At 61.4% G+C, this 16,565-nt stretch carries 17 protein-coding genes; 5 read left to right on the top strand and 12 right to left on the bottom strand.

What is annotated here, in order from left to right:
* The first annotated feature begins 4 nt into the window (after positions 1-4).
* The gene (locus tag IE095_RS10585; protein ID WP_189411637.1) at positions 5-730 is read left to right on the top strand and encodes a class I SAM-dependent methyltransferase; all 726 of its coding nucleotides are present in this window, start codon (positions 5-7) and stop codon (positions 728-730) included.
* Here the strand turns inward: IE095_RS10585 and IE095_RS10580 are convergent.
* A complete protein-coding gene (locus tag IE095_RS10580) occupies positions 727-1,746 on the bottom strand; it encodes an LLM class flavin-dependent oxidoreductase (RefSeq protein ID WP_189411636.1) in 1,020 nt (339 codons plus the stop codon). The genes IE095_RS10585 and IE095_RS10580 overlap by 4 nt on opposite strands.
* Positions 1,747-2,080: 334 nt before the next feature.
* Between IE095_RS10580 and IE095_RS10575 the strand changes: the two genes are divergently transcribed.
* Entirely contained in the window at positions 2,081-3,703 is a 1,623-nt protein-coding gene (locus tag IE095_RS10575; protein ID WP_189411635.1) for a hypothetical protein, read from the top strand.
* An 89-nt stretch (positions 3,704-3,792) separates the two neighbouring features.
* On the opposite strand, the gene IE095_RS10570 is transcribed toward IE095_RS10575, so the two are convergent.
* The 8 genes from IE095_RS10570 to IE095_RS10535 all read right to left on the bottom strand — a co-directional run bounded on the left by IE095_RS10570 (position 3,793) and on the right by IE095_RS10535 (position 12,949).
* Positions 3,793-4,107 (bottom strand): XRE family transcriptional regulator, encoded by a 315-nt coding sequence (locus IE095_RS10570; RefSeq protein ID WP_189411634.1) that lies wholly within the window; start codon positions 4,105-4,107, stop codon positions 3,793-3,795.
* 281 nt (positions 4,108-4,388) lie between these two features.
* Positions 4,389-5,681, bottom strand: a complete 1,293-nt coding sequence (gene guaD, locus IE095_RS10565) for a guanine deaminase (RefSeq protein WP_189411633.1) — start codon at positions 5,679-5,681, stop codon at positions 4,389-4,391.
* Between the two features lie 57 nt (positions 5,682-5,738).
* Positions 5,739-7,727 (bottom strand): calcium-binding protein, encoded by a 1,989-nt coding sequence (locus IE095_RS10560; RefSeq protein WP_189411632.1) that lies wholly within the window; start codon positions 7,725-7,727, stop codon positions 5,739-5,741.
* A 363-nt stretch (positions 7,728-8,090) separates the two neighbouring features.
* Positions 8,091-9,419, bottom strand: coding sequence for a sigma-54-dependent transcriptional regulator (locus IE095_RS10555; protein WP_189411631.1), 1,329 nt, complete (start codon positions 9,417-9,419; stop codon positions 8,091-8,093).
* A 10-nt stretch (positions 9,420-9,429) separates the two neighbouring features.
* On the bottom strand, positions 9,430-11,199 hold the full coding sequence (locus IE095_RS10550) for a sensor histidine kinase (RefSeq protein ID WP_189411630.1): 1,770 nt from the start codon (positions 11,197-11,199) through the stop codon (positions 9,430-9,432).
* A 46-nt stretch (positions 11,200-11,245) separates the two neighbouring features.
* Positions 11,246-11,914: a phosphoribosylformylglycinamidine synthase subunit PurQ gene (gene purQ / locus IE095_RS10545; RefSeq protein ID WP_189411629.1), complete on the bottom strand. Its 669-nt coding sequence runs from the start codon at positions 11,912-11,914 to the stop codon at positions 11,246-11,248.
* Positions 11,915-11,932: 18 nt separating this feature from the next.
* Complete coding sequence (purS, locus tag IE095_RS10540; RefSeq protein ID WP_189411628.1) at positions 11,933-12,172, bottom strand: phosphoribosylformylglycinamidine synthase subunit PurS; 240 nt, start codon at positions 12,170-12,172, stop codon at positions 11,933-11,935.
* Between the two features lie 12 nt (positions 12,173-12,184).
* A complete protein-coding gene (locus tag IE095_RS10535) occupies positions 12,185-12,949 on the bottom strand; it encodes a phosphoribosylaminoimidazolesuccinocarboxamide synthase (protein ID WP_189411627.1) in 765 nt (254 codons plus the stop codon).
* 167 nt (positions 12,950-13,116) lie between these two features.
* Between IE095_RS10535 and IE095_RS10530 the strand changes: the two genes are divergently transcribed.
* The 3 genes from IE095_RS10530 to IE095_RS10520 all read left to right on the top strand — a co-directional run bounded on the left by IE095_RS10530 (position 13,117) and on the right by IE095_RS10520 (position 14,943).
* Complete coding sequence (locus IE095_RS10530; RefSeq protein WP_189411626.1) at positions 13,117-13,431, top strand: DUF1476 domain-containing protein; 315 nt, start codon at positions 13,117-13,119, stop codon at positions 13,429-13,431.
* Positions 13,432-13,626: 195 nt separating this feature from the next.
* Positions 13,627-14,637 (top strand): betaine--homocysteine S-methyltransferase, encoded by a 1,011-nt coding sequence (gene bmt, locus IE095_RS10525; RefSeq protein ID WP_189411625.1) that lies wholly within the window; start codon positions 13,627-13,629, stop codon positions 14,635-14,637.
* A gap of 138 nt (positions 14,638-14,775) precedes the next feature.
* Positions 14,776-14,943, top strand: a complete 168-nt coding sequence (locus IE095_RS10520) for a DUF3563 family protein (protein ID WP_189411624.1) — start codon at positions 14,776-14,778, stop codon at positions 14,941-14,943.
* On the opposite strand, the gene IE095_RS10515 is transcribed toward IE095_RS10520, so the two are convergent.
* The 3 genes from IE095_RS10515 to IE095_RS10505 all read right to left on the bottom strand — a co-directional run bounded on the left by IE095_RS10515 (position 14,940) and on the right by IE095_RS10505 (position 16,500).
* Positions 14,940-15,578, bottom strand: a complete 639-nt coding sequence (locus tag IE095_RS10515) for a DUF1638 domain-containing protein (protein WP_189411623.1) — start codon at positions 15,576-15,578, stop codon at positions 14,940-14,942. The two genes, IE095_RS10520 and IE095_RS10515, sit on opposite strands and share 4 nt — an antisense overlap.
* Positions 15,565-15,723 carry a hypothetical protein gene (locus tag IE095_RS10510; protein WP_189411622.1) on the bottom strand — a complete coding sequence of 53 codons (159 nt, stop codon included), beginning with the start codon at positions 15,721-15,723 and terminating at the stop codon, positions 15,565-15,567. The genes IE095_RS10515 and IE095_RS10510 overlap by 14 nt, the downstream gene beginning before the upstream one ends.
* A gap of 78 nt (positions 15,724-15,801) precedes the next feature.
* Positions 15,802-16,500 (bottom strand): cobalamin B12-binding domain-containing protein, encoded by a 699-nt coding sequence (locus IE095_RS10505; RefSeq protein ID WP_189411621.1) that lies wholly within the window; start codon positions 16,498-16,500, stop codon positions 15,802-15,804.
* Positions 16,501-16,565 lie beyond the last annotated feature (65 nt).

The raw sequence follows: 16,565 nt of genomic DNA, 5'->3' as shown, positions 1-16,565 counted from the left end.
GCGGATGGTCGATCTGCACTATGCCGATGCCCGGCTGGCCGCGATCTATGATCTGGAAAGCGGCTGGTCGGAAGATCGCGACTTTTATCTGTCGCTGGCGGGGGCCAGTCCGATTTCGGTGCTGGATCTGGGCTGCGGCACGGGGTTGCTGACGGCGGCCTTTGCGCGGGCGGGGCATCGGGTCACGGGTGTTGATCCGTCCCCTGCGATGCTGGTGGTGGCGCGCCAGCGCAAGGACGGGTCGCTGGTCCGCTGGGTGGAAGCCACAGCCGAGACGTTCCGCGATGCGGGGCGCTTTGATCTGGTGGTGATGACGGGCAATGCCTTTCAGGTCCTGCTGGACGAGGCGCAGGCCTTGGCGGTGTTGCAGACCATGGCCTTGCATCTGGCCCCTAACGGCCGCGTTGTCTTTGAAACGCGCAACCCGGCGCTGGATTGGGCGGCGCGTTGGAACAAGGAGCAACACTGGACCACCGATCAGGGGCCGGTGCTGATCCGCCGCTGTGTTCGCCAAAGACAGGGCGACATGATCGACTTTACGCAGGAATTTGTGGTGTCGGGGGAAAGCCTGACCAGCGAAAGCCGCCTGCGGTTCTGGCAGCCCATCCAGATCGAACGGCTGGCCAATGCGGCGGGGTTAAGGCTGACAGGCCTTTGGGGCGACTGGGCGGGGCTGGATTTTGACCCCACCCAATCAGAAGAAATGGTTGTCGAACTGCGGGCCGCTTAACGCCAGCCCAAAGCCGGGGCGACGTGTTTCAGGATCGATTCGATCACATGGGCGTTGTAGGCCACGCCCAGCTGGTTCGGCACGGTCAGAAGCAGCGTATCCGCCTCGGCAATGGCCGTATCCTCGCGCAGCATGTCGATCAGTTTGTCGGGTTCGGCAGCATAGGACCGGCCAAAGACGGCGCGGGTGTTGTCGATGACGCCAATCTGGTCCTGTTCGGGCCGACCATCGCCGAAATAGATCCGGTCCATGTCGTTCATCAGGGCAAAGATCGACCGGCTGACCGACACACGGGGTTCCCGTTGGTGGCCCGCCGCTTTGAAGGCCTCTTTATACGCCCGGATTTGTTTGGTTTGCTGGATGTGCAGCGGTTCGCCCGACTCGTCCCATTTCAGGGTGGAGCTTTGCAGGTTCATCCCCAAAGTCCCCGCCCAGACCGCCGTCGCGTCTGAGGCGGCACCCCACCAGATCCGGTCGCGCAGGCCTTCCGATACCGGTTCCAGCCGCAAAAGACCCGGCGGGTTGGGGAACATGGGGCGGGGGTTGGGTTTGGCGAAGCCCTTGCCTTTCAGCAGTTCATAGAAAGTCTCGGCGTGGCGGCGGGCCATGTCGGCCTCGGTCTCGCCTTCTGCCGGGGCATATCCGAAATGCCGCCAGCCTTCGATCACCTGCTCGGGCGAACCGCGAGAGATGCCGAGTTGCAGGCGACCGCCCGCGATCAGGTCGGCGGAGCTGGCATCCTCGACCATGTAAAACGGGTTTTCGTAGCGCATGTCGATGACGCCGGTCCCGATTTCGATGGTCTTCGTCCGCGCCCCCACGGCGGCCAGCAGGGGGAAGGGCGAGGCGAGTTGGCGGGCGAAATGGTGGACCCGATAATAGGCCCCGTCGGCCCCCAGTTCCTCGGCCGCCTCGGCCAGTTCGATGGATTGGAGGAGAACATCGGCCGCCGAACGGGTGCCGGACTGCGGCGAGGGGGACCAATGGCCGAAGGAGAGGAAACCGATCTTTTTCATGATTGCGAACCTTGGATGCGTTGGGTTCGGATGTAAGGGAGGATCGGTTTCGTTGGAAGGGGTCGGGGCCGCACAGGGGCTGTGCAGGGGGTTTTCACGCGTGAAATGGGGGGTAAGGTGTTGGGATTGTTGATATATGCTATATATTGAATGTTTTTCTACATGAGTCAACCCGCTGCACTGCAAGAGTGATGCCATGAAAGGAAAATGCAGCCTTCACGGGATAGAAAAGAAATGCAATCATCCCAAGCGCGATATGGCATGGCCTTTAGCCCTGTAAGTACTTTATCAACTGTTTCAGAATATCAACTCACTACTGTGCTGATGCCCCTCAATGATTAAAGACATGCCACGCCTAGGACTTCTCACCCTGATAGCGGCCTTCGCGATTTTCTTGGCGCTTGAATTTTTGCCTGGGCGCCGAGAATTGAACGACCAATACACCAACTGTGCCACGCAGATGACTTCGACTTGCTTGGCTGACATAGGAGTCGCGGAGGCATCGCGGGCCAAATCGCTGCCCAGTTACCTGAATGAGATCAGGGCGCTGGGGCAGATGGAGTACATTGATCAAGCATTTGCGCTTGAACTGCGCATCCAACAAGGCAAAGAAAGCTCTCCGGAAGCGGCCATAGCGGCGGCAAACCGGCATGTGGCGAGCCATCGGATGACCGCGGCGATCATGGGGGGGCAAAGCCCAAGGGACGCCTTTGCGCAAACCGCCGGTGCAGATCCGGGCTCTATTTTTATCAGTGCACTGGATCTTTGGGGCGACCAGCCCTATGGCCCACGGAATGTGGTGCGACGCCTACCGGATGATAAGACACGCGCGATCATTTCGGAAATGGCCGCGATGATCGCCGAAAAGGTTAGCGGGTCTGGCCCGCAGAGCGCCACGTATCGAGCCTATGCAGCCGAACTGTTTGCGCTTGTGGGACAACGTGATGACGCTGTTGATGTTTTGCGGCCGTTGGCCACGGATGAAAACTGGCATGAGCGACTGAATGATGAAGTTTTTGTTTTGATCGGCCCTGAAATTGCTGCTGAGCTATGCGGGGAAAAAGTGGACTGCCAAAAAGAGATGCAACTTCGTGCGGCCGAGGTATCCGGTGATGTGGCTGTTGCGCGGACTTACCTGTCAGATTTATTTTCCAAGGCGGCGCGCAAAGAGCCTTGGCCAGATTTTACCGAAATGGGTGAAATCATAGAGCGCACCGCTGAACGTGGAGACACAGAGCAGGCACTGGATTTCGCCCGAGAGCTTGCAGCGCTTGCCCAGCAAAAACGCGGCATCTTTCCGGCATTCCCGCATATTGAAGCGGCCAAGGCTTTGGCTTTGGCCGGTGCAGATACTGCCGAGATTCGACACAGTCTTGATCTGGCCGAGGCGGATTTTCCCAGAAAAGAGAATGAGGTTGTCGGAATTGGTATGGTGAGCGGCCCGATTCAATGGGGCGGCTTTGGGCTGGGCGCGCAGGCCAGCCGCGAAATTGCCAATCTGCGGGCAAGGCTTGGGGACATCGACGCGGCCGTCAGGTTGATGCAGGGGATTGAGCAGCCTGACTATGCGTGGAGCGAGGTGCTGACACCCGATGTGCCCGTAGATCATCTGGACCAGCTTTTGTCGGCGGCAAAGTCGGCGTTGACAGAAGAAGACTTCGCTTATGTTCGGGCATGTCACGCCCAAGAGTTGGTTCTCTTTGATGCGAGCCAAGCCCATCTCGCTTGGTCTGTTGCCACTTCGGAAGTCATCTTGCAGGAGGGGCTGTATGGAGGACACAAGGCGGGGTGGATATACCGATGTATTGCAACAGTCGGATTTGATTTAAAAAATTCGAGCATACAACGGGCGGCGATTGAAAGCATGGGGCGGTCGGCCCTGGAATCGAAAGACTACAGTTCGCTGTTTAGAGCGGCCCTTGTCTTGTACGATTTTGAGAACAGTGAGCGCGGATAGGCAAGCCCTCACTCGCGCTTCTGCCCCCCTAATCGCCAACCATCGCCTTCGGGAAGTTCTATCCTGACAGCATTCCGGGCCGCCCCCCTTCACCGATCCCCAAACTGATCAATCTTGATTGACCGATCCGGGAAGCGGGCGATGATGTCCAACTCTCCGCCCATCGCCTGAATGAAGCGGCGCAGGGTGCCGACATACATGTCGGTGCGCTTTTCCATTTTGGCGACCGAGGCCTGGTTGATGTTCAGGGCGGCGGCCAATTCCTCTTGTGAGAGGCGCATGGCGCGGCGGAGTTCGGCGAGGGCCATGTCCCCCTTTAGCGCCAAGGATTTTTCATGGGCTTGCGCTTGGGATTCAGGGGACATCCGGCTGCGAAGGACAGAGAAAGAGGTGCGTCCGGTCATTTTTGTTCCTGCCTTTCGGCGTTCGAGTGGGGCGAATATATTCCCTTGAAGGAATGTCGCAAGGGTTTGTGGCATTGGTTCGTCGCCCCGGGCTTGACCCGGGGCCTCGACGGTTTCGCTTTGAACGGCGAGGCCCCGGCTCGGGGGCCGGGGCGGCGTGGGGTGGGTTGAGGGGTGGTCGCGTGGAGTTGTGGTCGCTTCTTGGTGCGCCATGAAGGCGCACCCTACGGGGAGTGGTTGTTTTTGTTGGGTTATGTGGGTGGTGCGTGAAATCACGCACCCTACGGGGCTGTCTGTCTGTGCTCCTCGCCCCCCACCCAAACCGCCCTGATCGCGCGGTCGTCGCCCATCATCACGGTGGGGAAGAGGGCTTGCCAAGGGGTCTCAGCCCGTTCCACCGCTTGGGCGATGGCGGGGGTGGAGGCGAGGTCGAGGATGGTCAGGTCGGCCTCCATTCCGGGCGCAATATTCCCGATCTGGTGGTCGGCGTGCAGGGCGCGGGCGGAGCCTTGGGTGGCGAGCCACCAAAGCTGGGCGGGGTGGAGCGACTGGCCGCGGAGCTGGGCAATGTCATAGGCCGCGGCCATGGTGCGGAGCATGGAGAAGGAGGAACCGCCGCCGGTGTCGGTGGCAAGGCCGGTGCGGAGGGTTTTGGCGAGGGTCATGTCGAACAGGCCCGAGCCGATGAAGGCATTGGAGGTGGGGCAGTGGATGAGGGAAGCGCCGGCCTCGGTCAGGCGGGCGATTTCGCGGGGGGTGAGGTGGATGGAGTGGCCGTAAAGGGCGCGTTCGCCCAGCAGGCCTTGGGCCTCATAGGTGTCAAGGTAGTCACGGGATTGGGGGAAAAGGTCTTTGACCCAAGCGATTTCGTCGAGTTGCTCAGAAAGGTGGGTCTGCATGAGGCAATCGGGGTATTCGCGCCAGAGGGAGCCCAAGGCGTGAAGCTGTTCGGGGGTGGAGGTGGGGGAAAAGCGGGGGGTGATGACATAGGAAAGGCGGTCTTGGGCGTGCCATTTCTGGAGGAGGGCTTTGGAGTCGTCATAGGCGGATTTGGGGGTGTCGAGGAGGTTGTCGGGGGCGTTGCGGTCCATGCAGGTTTTGCCAGCCCAGATGCGTTGGCGGCGGGTTTGGGCGGCGGTGAAGATGGCATCGACAGAGGTGGGGTGGATGGTGGTGTAGGTGCAGAAAGAGGTGGTACCATGGGCAAGGGTGAGGTCGCAGTAGCGGTTGGCGATGTCGAGGGCATAGTTGGGGTCGTGAAAGCGGGCCTCTTGGGGGAAGGTGTAGGTGTTGAGCCAGTCAATAAGACGCTTGCCCCAAGAGGCGATGATGGGGGTTTGGGGGTAATGGACATGGGCGTCGATGAAGCCGGGGGAAATGAGGGCCTGGCCGTAGTCGTGGACTGTGGCTTGGGGGTGTTGGGGGCGGAGTTGGACGGCAGGGCCGGTGGCGAGGATGCGGCCTTGGTCGATGAGGACGGCGCCATGGGTTTCGATATGGGCGGCTTGAAGGGGGTCGGTGTGGAAGGGGTTGGCGTGGAAGGAAAGGACTTGTCCGAGAAGAAGATGTGGCATGGCGAACCCCTTGGCTTTGGGTAAAGCAAAGGGGTTCGGGGGTCGGGATGCAAGGGGTTAAAGGAGGAAATCGGAAAGGGAGAGGTTTTGGGCGGAGGAAAGGCCCTGAAGGGTGATGATGGCGTCAGGGTTGGTGTCGCCATCAAGGTCAAGTTCAACAAAGACATCGCGGCCGTCGTCGGTGATGCGGACAAGGGGGCCGGCGTCGGGTTTGAAGGGGTCGGTGCCGATCCATCTTAGGTGGAAGTGGGTGAGGTCGATGGTGTCTTCACCGGTGGTGAAATCGGTGATGGTGGCCCATTGGGGGGGGTCTTTGGGATCGTGTTGGAGGAATTGGAAGGTGTCTTGGTGGGCACCGCCGGTGAGGATGTCTTGGGTGCCTTGGGAGATGAGGAGGTCTTTGCCGTCATCGCCTAGGAGGGTGTTGGTGCCGGTGCCGCCGTGAAGGGTATCGGAATCGCGGCCGGATTCGAGCCAGTCGTTGCCATCGGCGCCGATCAGAAGGTCTTCGCCCTCGCCAGAGGAGAGGTGGTCATCGCCCTTGCCGCCGTCGAGGGTGTTGTGGGCGGAGGAGCCGAGAAGGGTGTCGTTGTAGGCGGAACCCACGGCGTTTTCGACAAGGGAAAGGCTGTCGCCATTGGCGGTGCCGAACCAGGCTTGGCCGGAACCGAGGGAGAGCCAGACGGCGGCGTGGCTGTCTTGATAGGACACGGTGTCGAGGCCGTCGCCCCCATGGATGGTGTCGGAGCCTTCGCTGCCAAGGAAAAGGTCATGGCCCGTGCCGCCATCGTGCAGATCATCGCCATCGCCGCCGTCAAGGGTGTCCTGCCCATCGCCGCCATAAAGCTGATCGTTGCCAGCGGCCCCTTGGGCCAGATCATCGCCCAGATCGCCGTCAAAGCGGTTGTCGGCAGCATCGCCTTGGAAACGGTCGTTCCAGACCGAGCCCACGACAATTTCAAAGCCCGCGATGCGGTCTTGGCCATAGGGGCCATTGTCGGCGCGGCCGGTGGTCAGATCAACGGAAACCCCGCCGCGGGAGGATTGGTAGGAGAGGGTATCCACACCCAGCCCGCCGGACAAAACATCGCTTCCTTCACCCCCATCGATGAAATCATCCTCCTCCCCCCCGTCGATCGTATCCGCCCCGGCCAGACCATAAAGCCTATCGGCCCCGGCCCCACCACGGATCAGATCGTGACCGTCACCGCCCAAGGCCCGGTCATTGCCTTTGCCGCCATCCAGAGTATCCTCCCCTGCCCCGCCCTGAAGATCGTCGGCCCCGTCCTGCCCCATAAGGCTGTCATGCCCCTGCCCGCCGAACAGTGTTTCCGCCGCAGAAGAACCGACCAAACTGTCGTCGTAATGCGAGCCTTCCACCAGCTCGATGCCCTTGATCGCGTCGCCCTCGGCCTCACCAAACTGGCCGGTGCCCCGCGACAGCACCACCCGCACCCCGGCGGTGGAAAAGGCATAGGTCAACAGATCACGCCCTGCCCCACCGTCAATCTGATCGGCCCCTTCGCCGCCTTCCAGCGTATCATCGCCATCGCCGCCCAGCAGCCTGTCCTGACCCACACCGCCCAGAAGCCGGTCATTGCCCGCCCGTCCCTCCAGCCGGTCGTCACCCTCCAGTCCGCCCAGAACATTCGCCCCGACGGTGCCCAGCAAAACATCGGCCAGCCGCGTGCCATAGGCCGATTCAAAACCGTGATATTGCAACACGTTCGGCGACACCGTTCCGTAAAGATAGGCCACCGACTGTTGCAGGTCGAGCGTCACCCCCATCGCGCCGCCAAAGCCGCGCAGATCAAGCGTATCCTGCCCCGCATCGCCCATCAGATAGTCATTGCCGGGATTGGCCCCGATCAGGAAGGTGTCATTGCCGTTGCCGCCATAAATCTGGTCATCCCCTTCGCCACCGTCGAGGATATCGTCGCCATCCAAAGCGGTGATATAGTCATTCCCGCCCAAGCCGAGGATGATGTCGGAAAGGGCGGTTCCAGTCAGGGATTCTGCCCATGGGTTACCAATAACAAATGCCATGAAAAGCCTCGCTTTCTTGCAAAGTTGAAGGTGATGCACCGGAAAACCCGGTGACGAAAAATCAGGACTGAAAAACCAGCACAATGCATTCTTTTTAAGGAATAGCGTCCGAGTCTGTCAACAGTCAGGACGGCGTGACCGTTGGATCCAGCGGCATGGCCTTTGGCCATAAGCCTATGCATTCGAGGGGGCTTTGCCCCCTATTCGCTTCGCTCATACCCCCAGGTATTTATGGCAAGATGAAAGCCCTTTCATCTTGCGCCAAATACCTCGGGGGGAGCGCGCAGCGCGGGGGGCGGCTGCCCCCCTGCTGCGCAGCAGCCGACCAAGTGGGGGCTCGATGCCCCCCGAGGTCGTTCTGGATCAGACGTAATCCGCGCGTTGCAACCCGTATTTCGCCATCTTTTCGTTCAGGGTCCGGCGGGGCAGGCAGAGTTCCTCCATCACCGCGACGATGGAACCCTTGTGGCGGCGCATGGTGTTGTCGATCAGCATCCGCTCAAAAGCCTCGACATAGTCCTTCAAGGGTTTGCCTTCGGTCGTCAGGGCGGGGCTGGCGCTGTCGTTGTCGGCCATCAAAAGCGAAGCGATGGAGCCGGACCCCCGGCGGTTCTGCAAGACGGCGCGTTCGGCGATGTTAACCAATTGCCGCACGTTGCCCGGCCAAGGGGCTTGCAGCAGTTGGGCGGCCTCTTGGGCTGTCACCTGCGGCGCGTCGCAGCCGTATTCTTCGGCGAATTGTTCGGAAAGCCGCGTGAACAGGGTCAGGATATCCTCGCCCCGCTGGCGCAGCGGCGGCAGGACGATGGTCATGGCCCCCAGCCGATAGAACAGGTCAGGGCGCAGCACATCTTCCAGCTTTTGATCGGGGGAATGCTGGTTGCAGATGGCGATGATGCGGGTTTCGGGCGGGGTGCCCTGTTCGTTGATCAACGTCAGCAGGCGGGCCTGCAACCCATGACTCAGTGCCTCGATATCCTCAAGGCAGAGCGTGCCGCCGCGGGCCTCTTCGATCAGGGGAATGGCGCCGTCCTCGGCGGGGCCGAAGAGTTTCGCGCCCAGTTGATCCTCGCTCCACGCCGCGCAGGACACGCTGACGAATTTCTTCGACGCGCGGGGGCCGACGGCGTGCAGGGCATGGGCCACAAGCGTTTTGCCGGTGCCGGTTTCGCCGTCGATCAGCACATGGCTATCGGCCTGCCCCAGATCGAGGATGTCTTCGCGCAAGCGTTCCATGGCTGGTGAGCCGCCGATGAGTTTCTTCATCAGGGTAGAGCCGTCCGAGAGTTCGCGGCGGAGCGCGCGGGCATCCAGCGTCATGCGGCGGGCATTGGTGGCCTTTTTCGCCAGTTCGGTCATGCGGTCGGGGTTGAAGGGCTTTTCCAGAAAATCATAGGCGCCGATGCGCATCGCCTCCACCGCCATGGGCACATCGCCGTGGCCGGTGATCATGATGACGGGCAGGCCGGAATCCTGGCTCATCAGGCGTTTCAGAAAGGCCATGCCATCCATGCCGGGCATGCGGATGTCGCTGACGATGACGCCGGGGAATTCCTGCCCCAGCCCGGCCAGCGCCTCTTCGGCAGAGGCATAGGTGACGGTGTCGAAACCGGAAAGCGCCAGCCATTGGCTGATGGATTGGCGCATATCGGCTTCGTCATCGACGATGGCCACTTTCATTGCTCGGGTCATATTATTCTTCCTATTGCGCAGCTTCTGCGTCGGCGGTCAAAAGGGGCAATTGCACCTCAAACACCGCGCCCCCACCTTCACCATTCCGGGCGGTCAGGCGACCGCCCAGATCGGTGACAATTCCTGACGAAATGGCCAGTCCGAGACCGACCCCCTCGCCCGGTTTCTTTGTCGTATAGAACGGCTCGAAGAGATTCTCCAAATCCTTGATCCCGTGGCCGTTGTCGCGCACCGCCAGCACGGCGGTTTCGCCTGCCGACAAGGTGATGTCGATCTGGGGTTGGGCGAGGCCTTGGGTCGCGTCGATGCCGTTTCGCAGCAAATTGATGATCACCTGTTCTAAGCGCAGCCGGTCGGCCATGACCATGACGGGCTGGCGGGGAATGGTGCGGGTGATGCGGACAACGCGGAGTTTCAATTGCGGTTCCATCATCGACAGGGCGGAAGAGACGCAATTGCGCAGATCGACGGGTTCAAAAGCCTCGCCGCCCTTGCGGGCATAGGATTTGAGCTGGCGGGTGATGGCGCCCATGCGTTCGATAAGGTCGTCGATGCGCTGGAAGGAGGAGAGGGCTTCCTCGGGGCGTTTGCGTTGAAGAAGAAGGCGGGCGCCGGCGAGATAGGTTTTCATGGCGGCGAGGGGTTGGTTGAGTTCGTGGCTGACAGCAGCGGACATTTCGCCCAAGGCGGCGAGTTTGGAGGATTGGGCAAGGGTGAGTTCGGCGGTGGCGAGGTCTTTCTGGACGCGTTCGCGTTCGGCGATTTCGCGCTGGAGGCGGGCGTTGAGGCGGCGGAGTTCAAGGGATTCGCGCTGGAAGGACATGGTCTGGGACCAGGCCTTGCGGGAGAGGAAGAAGAAGGAGACGGCAAGAAGGATGGCAAAGCCCATGATTTCAAGGGCAAGGATGCCGTTGACCTTTTCGCGGACGGAATCATAGGCGGTGAAGGTGACCATCTTCCAGCCCTGAAAGGCGACGGGGCTTTCGGTCTGCATGACCGCCTCGCCACGAAGATAGGCATCGGGGGGTTCGTTGGCCCAGTCGGCGGTGAGGCGAAGGGCGCGGCCGATGGCGGTGGTGGGGGCTTGGACCTCCAGCGCCTCGTCTTGGGAAAGGCCACGCCAGCGGGGTTCGGTGGCCAAGAGAACGCGGTCGTCGGTGTCAACGACCATGACGGCATCGAGCAGGCCAGCCCAGGCACGTTCGAATTTGGACAGGTCGGCGGAGACGACGACGACGCCCTGGATCTGGTTGTCGGCGCGGATGGCGCGGGAATAGGTGAAGTCAAAGCCAGCGCCTTCGCGGGGGTTGATGGCAAAGGCGGTGTCGGGGGAGCGGAGGCCCTGGACAAAGGCGGGGGTGGCGTTGAGCATCTGGCCGAGGACATTGCGGTCAGTGGCGGAAACGGTGCGGCCATCGGCATCGAGAAGGAGGATGGAGGCGGTGCCGAGTTCTTCCTGAAAGGCAATGAGGCGGGCAGAGGTGCGGGAAAAATCGCGGCCACGCAGGGCGCCAATGAGTTCGGGGTCATTGGCGAGCAAAAGGGGCAGAACGGCGGTCCGCTGCAATTCCGAGACCATGTTGCCGGAGTAAAGTGCCAAGCGGAGTTCGGCGCGTTGGCGGGTGGTTTCGGTGAAACGGTCGGAAAGCCAGCGGTTGGTGACGGCGACGGTGGCAATGGCGAGCAGAACAAGCAAGGCGACGGCCAGCTTGACGCGCCAGCCGGTTGTGCCGCTGTCTTCGGTCCCGGTGGGGGTTATCTGTGCATCGGCCTCTGCCATGGGCGGAATTTAGGCCGGGGTCACGGCAATGCCAAGCAAAAGGCCCTTAGGCCAGCGCCATATTGCCGATCAGGCCCTGAAACAGCGGCTGGCCATCGGTGCCGCCGTTCAGCGGATCCACAACGCGTTCGGGATGGGGCATCATGCCCAGCACGCGGCGGTTTTCCGAAAGAACACCGGCAATGTCGCCCATGGAGCCATTGGGATTTTCGGCATAGCGGAAGGCGACGCGGCCATCGCCTTCGATCAGGGCAAGGGTTTCGGCATCGACGGTGTAATTGCCGTCATGGTGGGCGATGGGCACCTGAATGGTCTGGCCCAGCACATAGCCCGAGGTATAGGCGCTGTCGGTCATGGCGACCTTGAGACCCACCGTCTTGCACATGAATTTCAGGCCCGCATTGCGCATCAAAGCCCCCGGCAGCAGGCCCATTTCGGTCAGAACCTGAAAGCCGTTGCAGATGCCCAAGACATAGCCACCACGCGCGGCATGGGCGCGGACGGCGGTGCTGATCGGCGATTGCGCGGCAATGGCCCCGCAGCGCAGGTAATCGCCAAAGGAAAAGCCGCCGGGCACACCCACAACATCGGTGCCTGCGGGCAGCGCGCTGTCTTTGTGCCAGACACGGACAACATCGGCCCCTGCCCGTTCAAAGGCCTGCGCCAGATCGCGGTCGCAGTTCGATCCCGGAAAGGTGATGATGGCGGCTTTCATGGCGTTCCCCTTGGCAGATCAGGCGATTTCGACAGTGTATTTTTCGATCACGGTGTTGGCCAAAAGCTTGTCGCACATGGCTTTCACCTCGGCCTCGGCCGCCGTTTTGTCGGTGGCGGTGAGATCGAGTTCGATCACCTTGCCCTGCCGCACGGCCTGCACCCCGCCAAAGCCCAAGGAACCCAGCGCGTGACGCACCGCCTCGCCCTGCGGGTCGAGAACCCCGTCCTTCAGCATCACATGGACAATCGCCTTCATCGGTGCGGCCTTTCAGTTGATCAGAGTCGGTTTCAGCGCATGGGTCACGTTCGAGGGCAGAACCCCCAGACGCCGCGCCAGTTCGGTATAGACATCGGGCAAGGGCCCCGGTTCGCGGACCTGGCCGTCGGCCCCTTCGTTGCCGCGCATATCCCACAGGCGGCAGGAATCGGGGCTGATTTCATCCGCCACGATCAGGCGCATATAGTCGCCTTCCCAGATGCGGCCCACCTCGATGCGGAAATCGGCCAGACGGATGCCAACGCCCAGCATGACGCCTGACAGGAAGTCATTCACCCGCAAAGCCAAGGCGATCATGTCGTCCAGATCCTGCTGGCTGGCCCAGCCAAAGGCGATGACATGTTCCTCGGACACCATCGGGCTGCCGAGTTTGTCATCCTTGTAGTAATATTCGACGATCGGGCGCGGCAAAGGCGTGCCTTCGGGGATGCCCAGACGGCGCGACATTTCGCCCGCTGCAAAGTTGCGAACGACCACCTCGACCGGGACGATTTCGGCCATGCGGACCAGTTGTTCGCGCATGTTCAGGCGGCGGATGAAATGCGTGGGAACGCCGATGCTGTTCAGCCCCGACATGAAGAATTCCGACAGGCGGTTGTTCAACACGCCCTTGCCTTCGGTCTGGCCCTGCGCGGGCTGCGCATTGGCCACGACAAGGCCGCCGTCATCCTTGAAATACTGGATCAGGGTTCCGGGTTCCGGCCCTTCATACAGGATTTTCGCCTTGCCTTCGTAGACCTTCTTGCGACGTGCCATGCCCGCTCCGGCTGAAAGGACGGGCAGGCCGTTGCCCTGATGGGCCTGCCCCTTGCTGCGGCCTATACGCCAAGGCGCGGGTGGTCGCAAGAACAGCAGACCATGACCCTTGCCCAAACCGCGCGCGATAGGCATATGGGGGGAAAGTGTTAGCAGGGGAAAAGCCCATGACCACCTTCGACGACCGCGAAAACGCATTCGAAAACAAATTCGCGCATGACGCCGAAATGCAATTCAAGGCCGAGGCGCGGCGCAACAAGCTGGCCGGGCTTTGGGCCGCGGGCCTGTTGGGCAAATCGGGCGATGCGGCCACGGATTACGCGATGAGCGTGGTTCAGGCCGATTTCGAGGAAGCCGGGGCCGAGGATGTCGTACGCAAGCTGGCCGCCGATCTGGGCGACAAGGCGGGTGTCGAGGCGATCCGCGCGAAACTGGCGGAACTGCTGATCGAGGCGAAAGCCCAGTTGATGAACGAAGTCTGATTCCCTTGACAGGACAGGCAAAGGGCCGTCCTGCGGGGCGGCCCTTTGTTTTTAGCGAATCGCTGAATTCAAACGCCGCGCATGATGATCATGCGCAATCCGGCTTTGCACTTGGGGCCCCAACGTGGCAGGACGGGACATCTGATTGCGGGCGGGCTCTTTGGGCCCTGCCTGCCTTTGCCATTGAAGGACATCATGACCGACGCGCTGACAAAAATGCTTTCCACCCGCGACTGGATCATGGCCGATGGGGCCACGGGCACCAACCTGTTCAACATGGGTCTGGGGGCGGGCGATCCGCCGGAATTCTGGAACGTGGACAAGCCGGAAAATATTCTGGCGCTGTACAAGGGCGCGGTGGATGCCGGGTCGGACCTGTTTCTGACGAACAGCTTTGGCGGCAATGCCAGCCGTCTGAAACTGCATCAGTCGCAGCATCGCGTGGGCGAGTTGAACCGGGCGGCGGCCGAGCTGGGTCGGGAAGTGGCCGACAAGGCAGGGCGTCCGGTGATCGTGGCGGGTTCGGTGGGGCCGACGGGCGAGATCATGCAGCCGATGGGGACGCTGACGCATGAGATTGCGGTGGAGATGTTCCACGAACAGGCCGTGGCGCTGAAAGAGGGTGGCGTCGATGTGCTGTGGGTGGAAACCATCAGCGCGCCGGAAGAGTTCAAGGCGGCCGCCGAGGCTTTCGCGCTGGCGGGGATGCCCTGGTGCGGGACGATGAGTTTTGACACGGCGGGTCGGACGATGATGGGGACGACCTCGCAGATGCTGGCCGAGCTGGTGGAAAAGCTGCCGAATCCGCCGATTGCCTTTGGGGCGAATTGCGGGGTTGGGGCGTCGGATCTGATGCGGACGGTGCTGGGGTTCTTTGCGCAAGGGTCAGAGCGGCCGGTGATCGCAAAGGGGAATGCGGGGATTCCGAAATACAAGGAAGGCGTGATCCATTATGACGGAACGCCGGAATTGATGGGGGAATATGCCGTGCTGGCGCGGGATGCGGGGGTGCGGATCATCGGGGGCTGCTGCGGGACGATGCCGCACCATCTGCGGGCGATGCGCGAGGCGCTGGAGACGCGACCGAAGGGAGAGCGTCCGTCGCTGGAGGTGATTTCGGCGGCTTTGGGCGGGTTTTCGTCGGCAAGTGACGGGACGGGCGATGATGATGGCGCGCCGCGCCGCGAAAGACGGCGGGGGCGCTAGGCTTTTGCCTCAAAATCGGGCGCTGACCTATGCGGTCAGCGCATAGCGACAATGCCGCACTGCGGCATTGTCGTGGGAGTTGTGAGGGCGCATATTCGGGGCACGGGAGGCTGAAACGCCGACGAAAGAGGTCCGAAAATGTTGAACTACCTGAATGCCCTTGCCAAAGCCCTGCGCAGCAACAGCCGCCGTTCGCGTGAGATTGCCTATCTGAACGGGGCGGTGGATCGCTATGATCTGGAAGCGCGGGAGCGTGATGTGGATCGTGGCCTGTTCCACGACCGTCTGGCCAGCCATCTGGGCTAATTTGCCGCCTTTTGCATGAAATCGGCAAGTTCCCCGTATCCGGTGAAACGCCGTTCATAAGCCAAACCAAGGCGCGCCGCAGACTGGCGCGCCTTTTCGTCAAGCTGGGGGTCGTTGGTTTGGGCCTGATAGACCAGCTTGGTGTAGTGTCCGAAATACATGTCGCGAAGCTGGGGATGCTTGTCGAGGCCCATAGGCCGCCAGACAAAGGCATCGAATTGGCGGACAAGGAAATCGGTGAGGTAGAAGGCGGTGAATTCGTCTTCGGCTAGGGTCGCAAAGCGATCATTCCCTTCGAAAAACGCATAGCAATGGGGGCCGGCGATCATGTCGACGCCGAGTTCCTGGCATTTGGCTTGCAAGAGGCCGCCGGTGCCGCAATCGGCATAGAGGACATGGATGGCATCATAGTCGGCGCGGTGATCGGCCACGCAATCGGCAACGGCCTGAGTGATCTTGTCGGGGTAAAGGTGCAGTTTGGCGGGCAGGCATTGGACATCGAGATGCTGCCAGCGGTTCAGGCGGATCAGCGCCATCACCTCATGCGCGAGGGCCCCGCAGGCGATGAGGAGGATGCGGCCCTGGCCGTGGGGCGCGAGGCCTGCTTCGGTGAGGGTTTGATCATCGGGAAGCATGAAGGCCCCGGACGACGAAGGCGGCGGTCAGCGTGAGAATTCCCAGCCAAGGCCAAGCCACGCCGCCCCAGAAGGCGAGGGCAACGGTGAGGGCTGCGGCCAGAAGGACGCTGATCAGAAGGGTCAGGAAAGTGGTGACGGGCATGGCGATCCTCTGCCCCCAAGATGGGCGCTTGTGGTGCTTTTGCCAAGGGCTTGGGGGCGTTAAGCCCCCAAGAGAAGCTTAGGCGTTCATCTGGTTGTGTTTGCGCGCGACGAACTGTTTCGCGGTTTCCACCGCCACAGCCGCATCGCGGCAATAGGCGTCGGCCCCGATGGCCTTGCCGAACTCTTCGTTCAGGGGCGCGCCGCCGACCAGCACGATGTAATCTTCGCGCATGCCCTTTTCCTTCATCGTGTCGATCACGACTTTCATATAGGGCATCGTCGTCGTCAGCAGGGCGGACATGCCAAGGATATCGGGCTTTTCAGCCTCCAAAGCCTCAAGGTATTTCTCGACGCTGTTGTTGATGCCCAGATCCAGCACCTCGAACCCGGCCCCTTCCATCATCATCGAGACAAGGTTCTTGCCGATGTCGTGGATGTCGCCCTTGACGGTGCCGATCACCATCTTGCCCATGCGCGGCGCGCCGGTTTCCACCAGCAGCGGTTTCAGGATGGCCATGCCGCCCTTCATCGCATTGGCGGCCAGCAACACTTCGGGCACGAACAGGATGCCATCGCGGAAGTCAGCCCCGACGATGGTCATGCCGGCGACCAAGGCTTTGGTGAGAACGTCATAGGGCGTCCAGCCGCGTTCGATCAGGATGTTGACGCCTTCCTCGATCTCGTCCTTGAGGCCATCGTAAAGGTCGTCATGCATTTGCAGGACAAGCTCTTCATCACTTAATTCCGACAGGATGATTTCGTCGTCGTCAGCCATCTGGGGCCTCCTGGAAAGCGGTCTTGTGCCGTTGTGCGGGCAAAGGGCGCGGCGAACCTGCCCGA

Source organism: Neogemmobacter tilapiae (assembly GCF_014652215.1).
GTDB lineage: Bacteria > Pseudomonadota > Alphaproteobacteria > Rhodobacterales > Rhodobacteraceae > Neogemmobacter > Neogemmobacter tilapiae.
The sequence above is the reverse complement of the archived record's forward strand: the minus strand, read 5'-3'. Positions and strand labels throughout refer to the sequence as shown.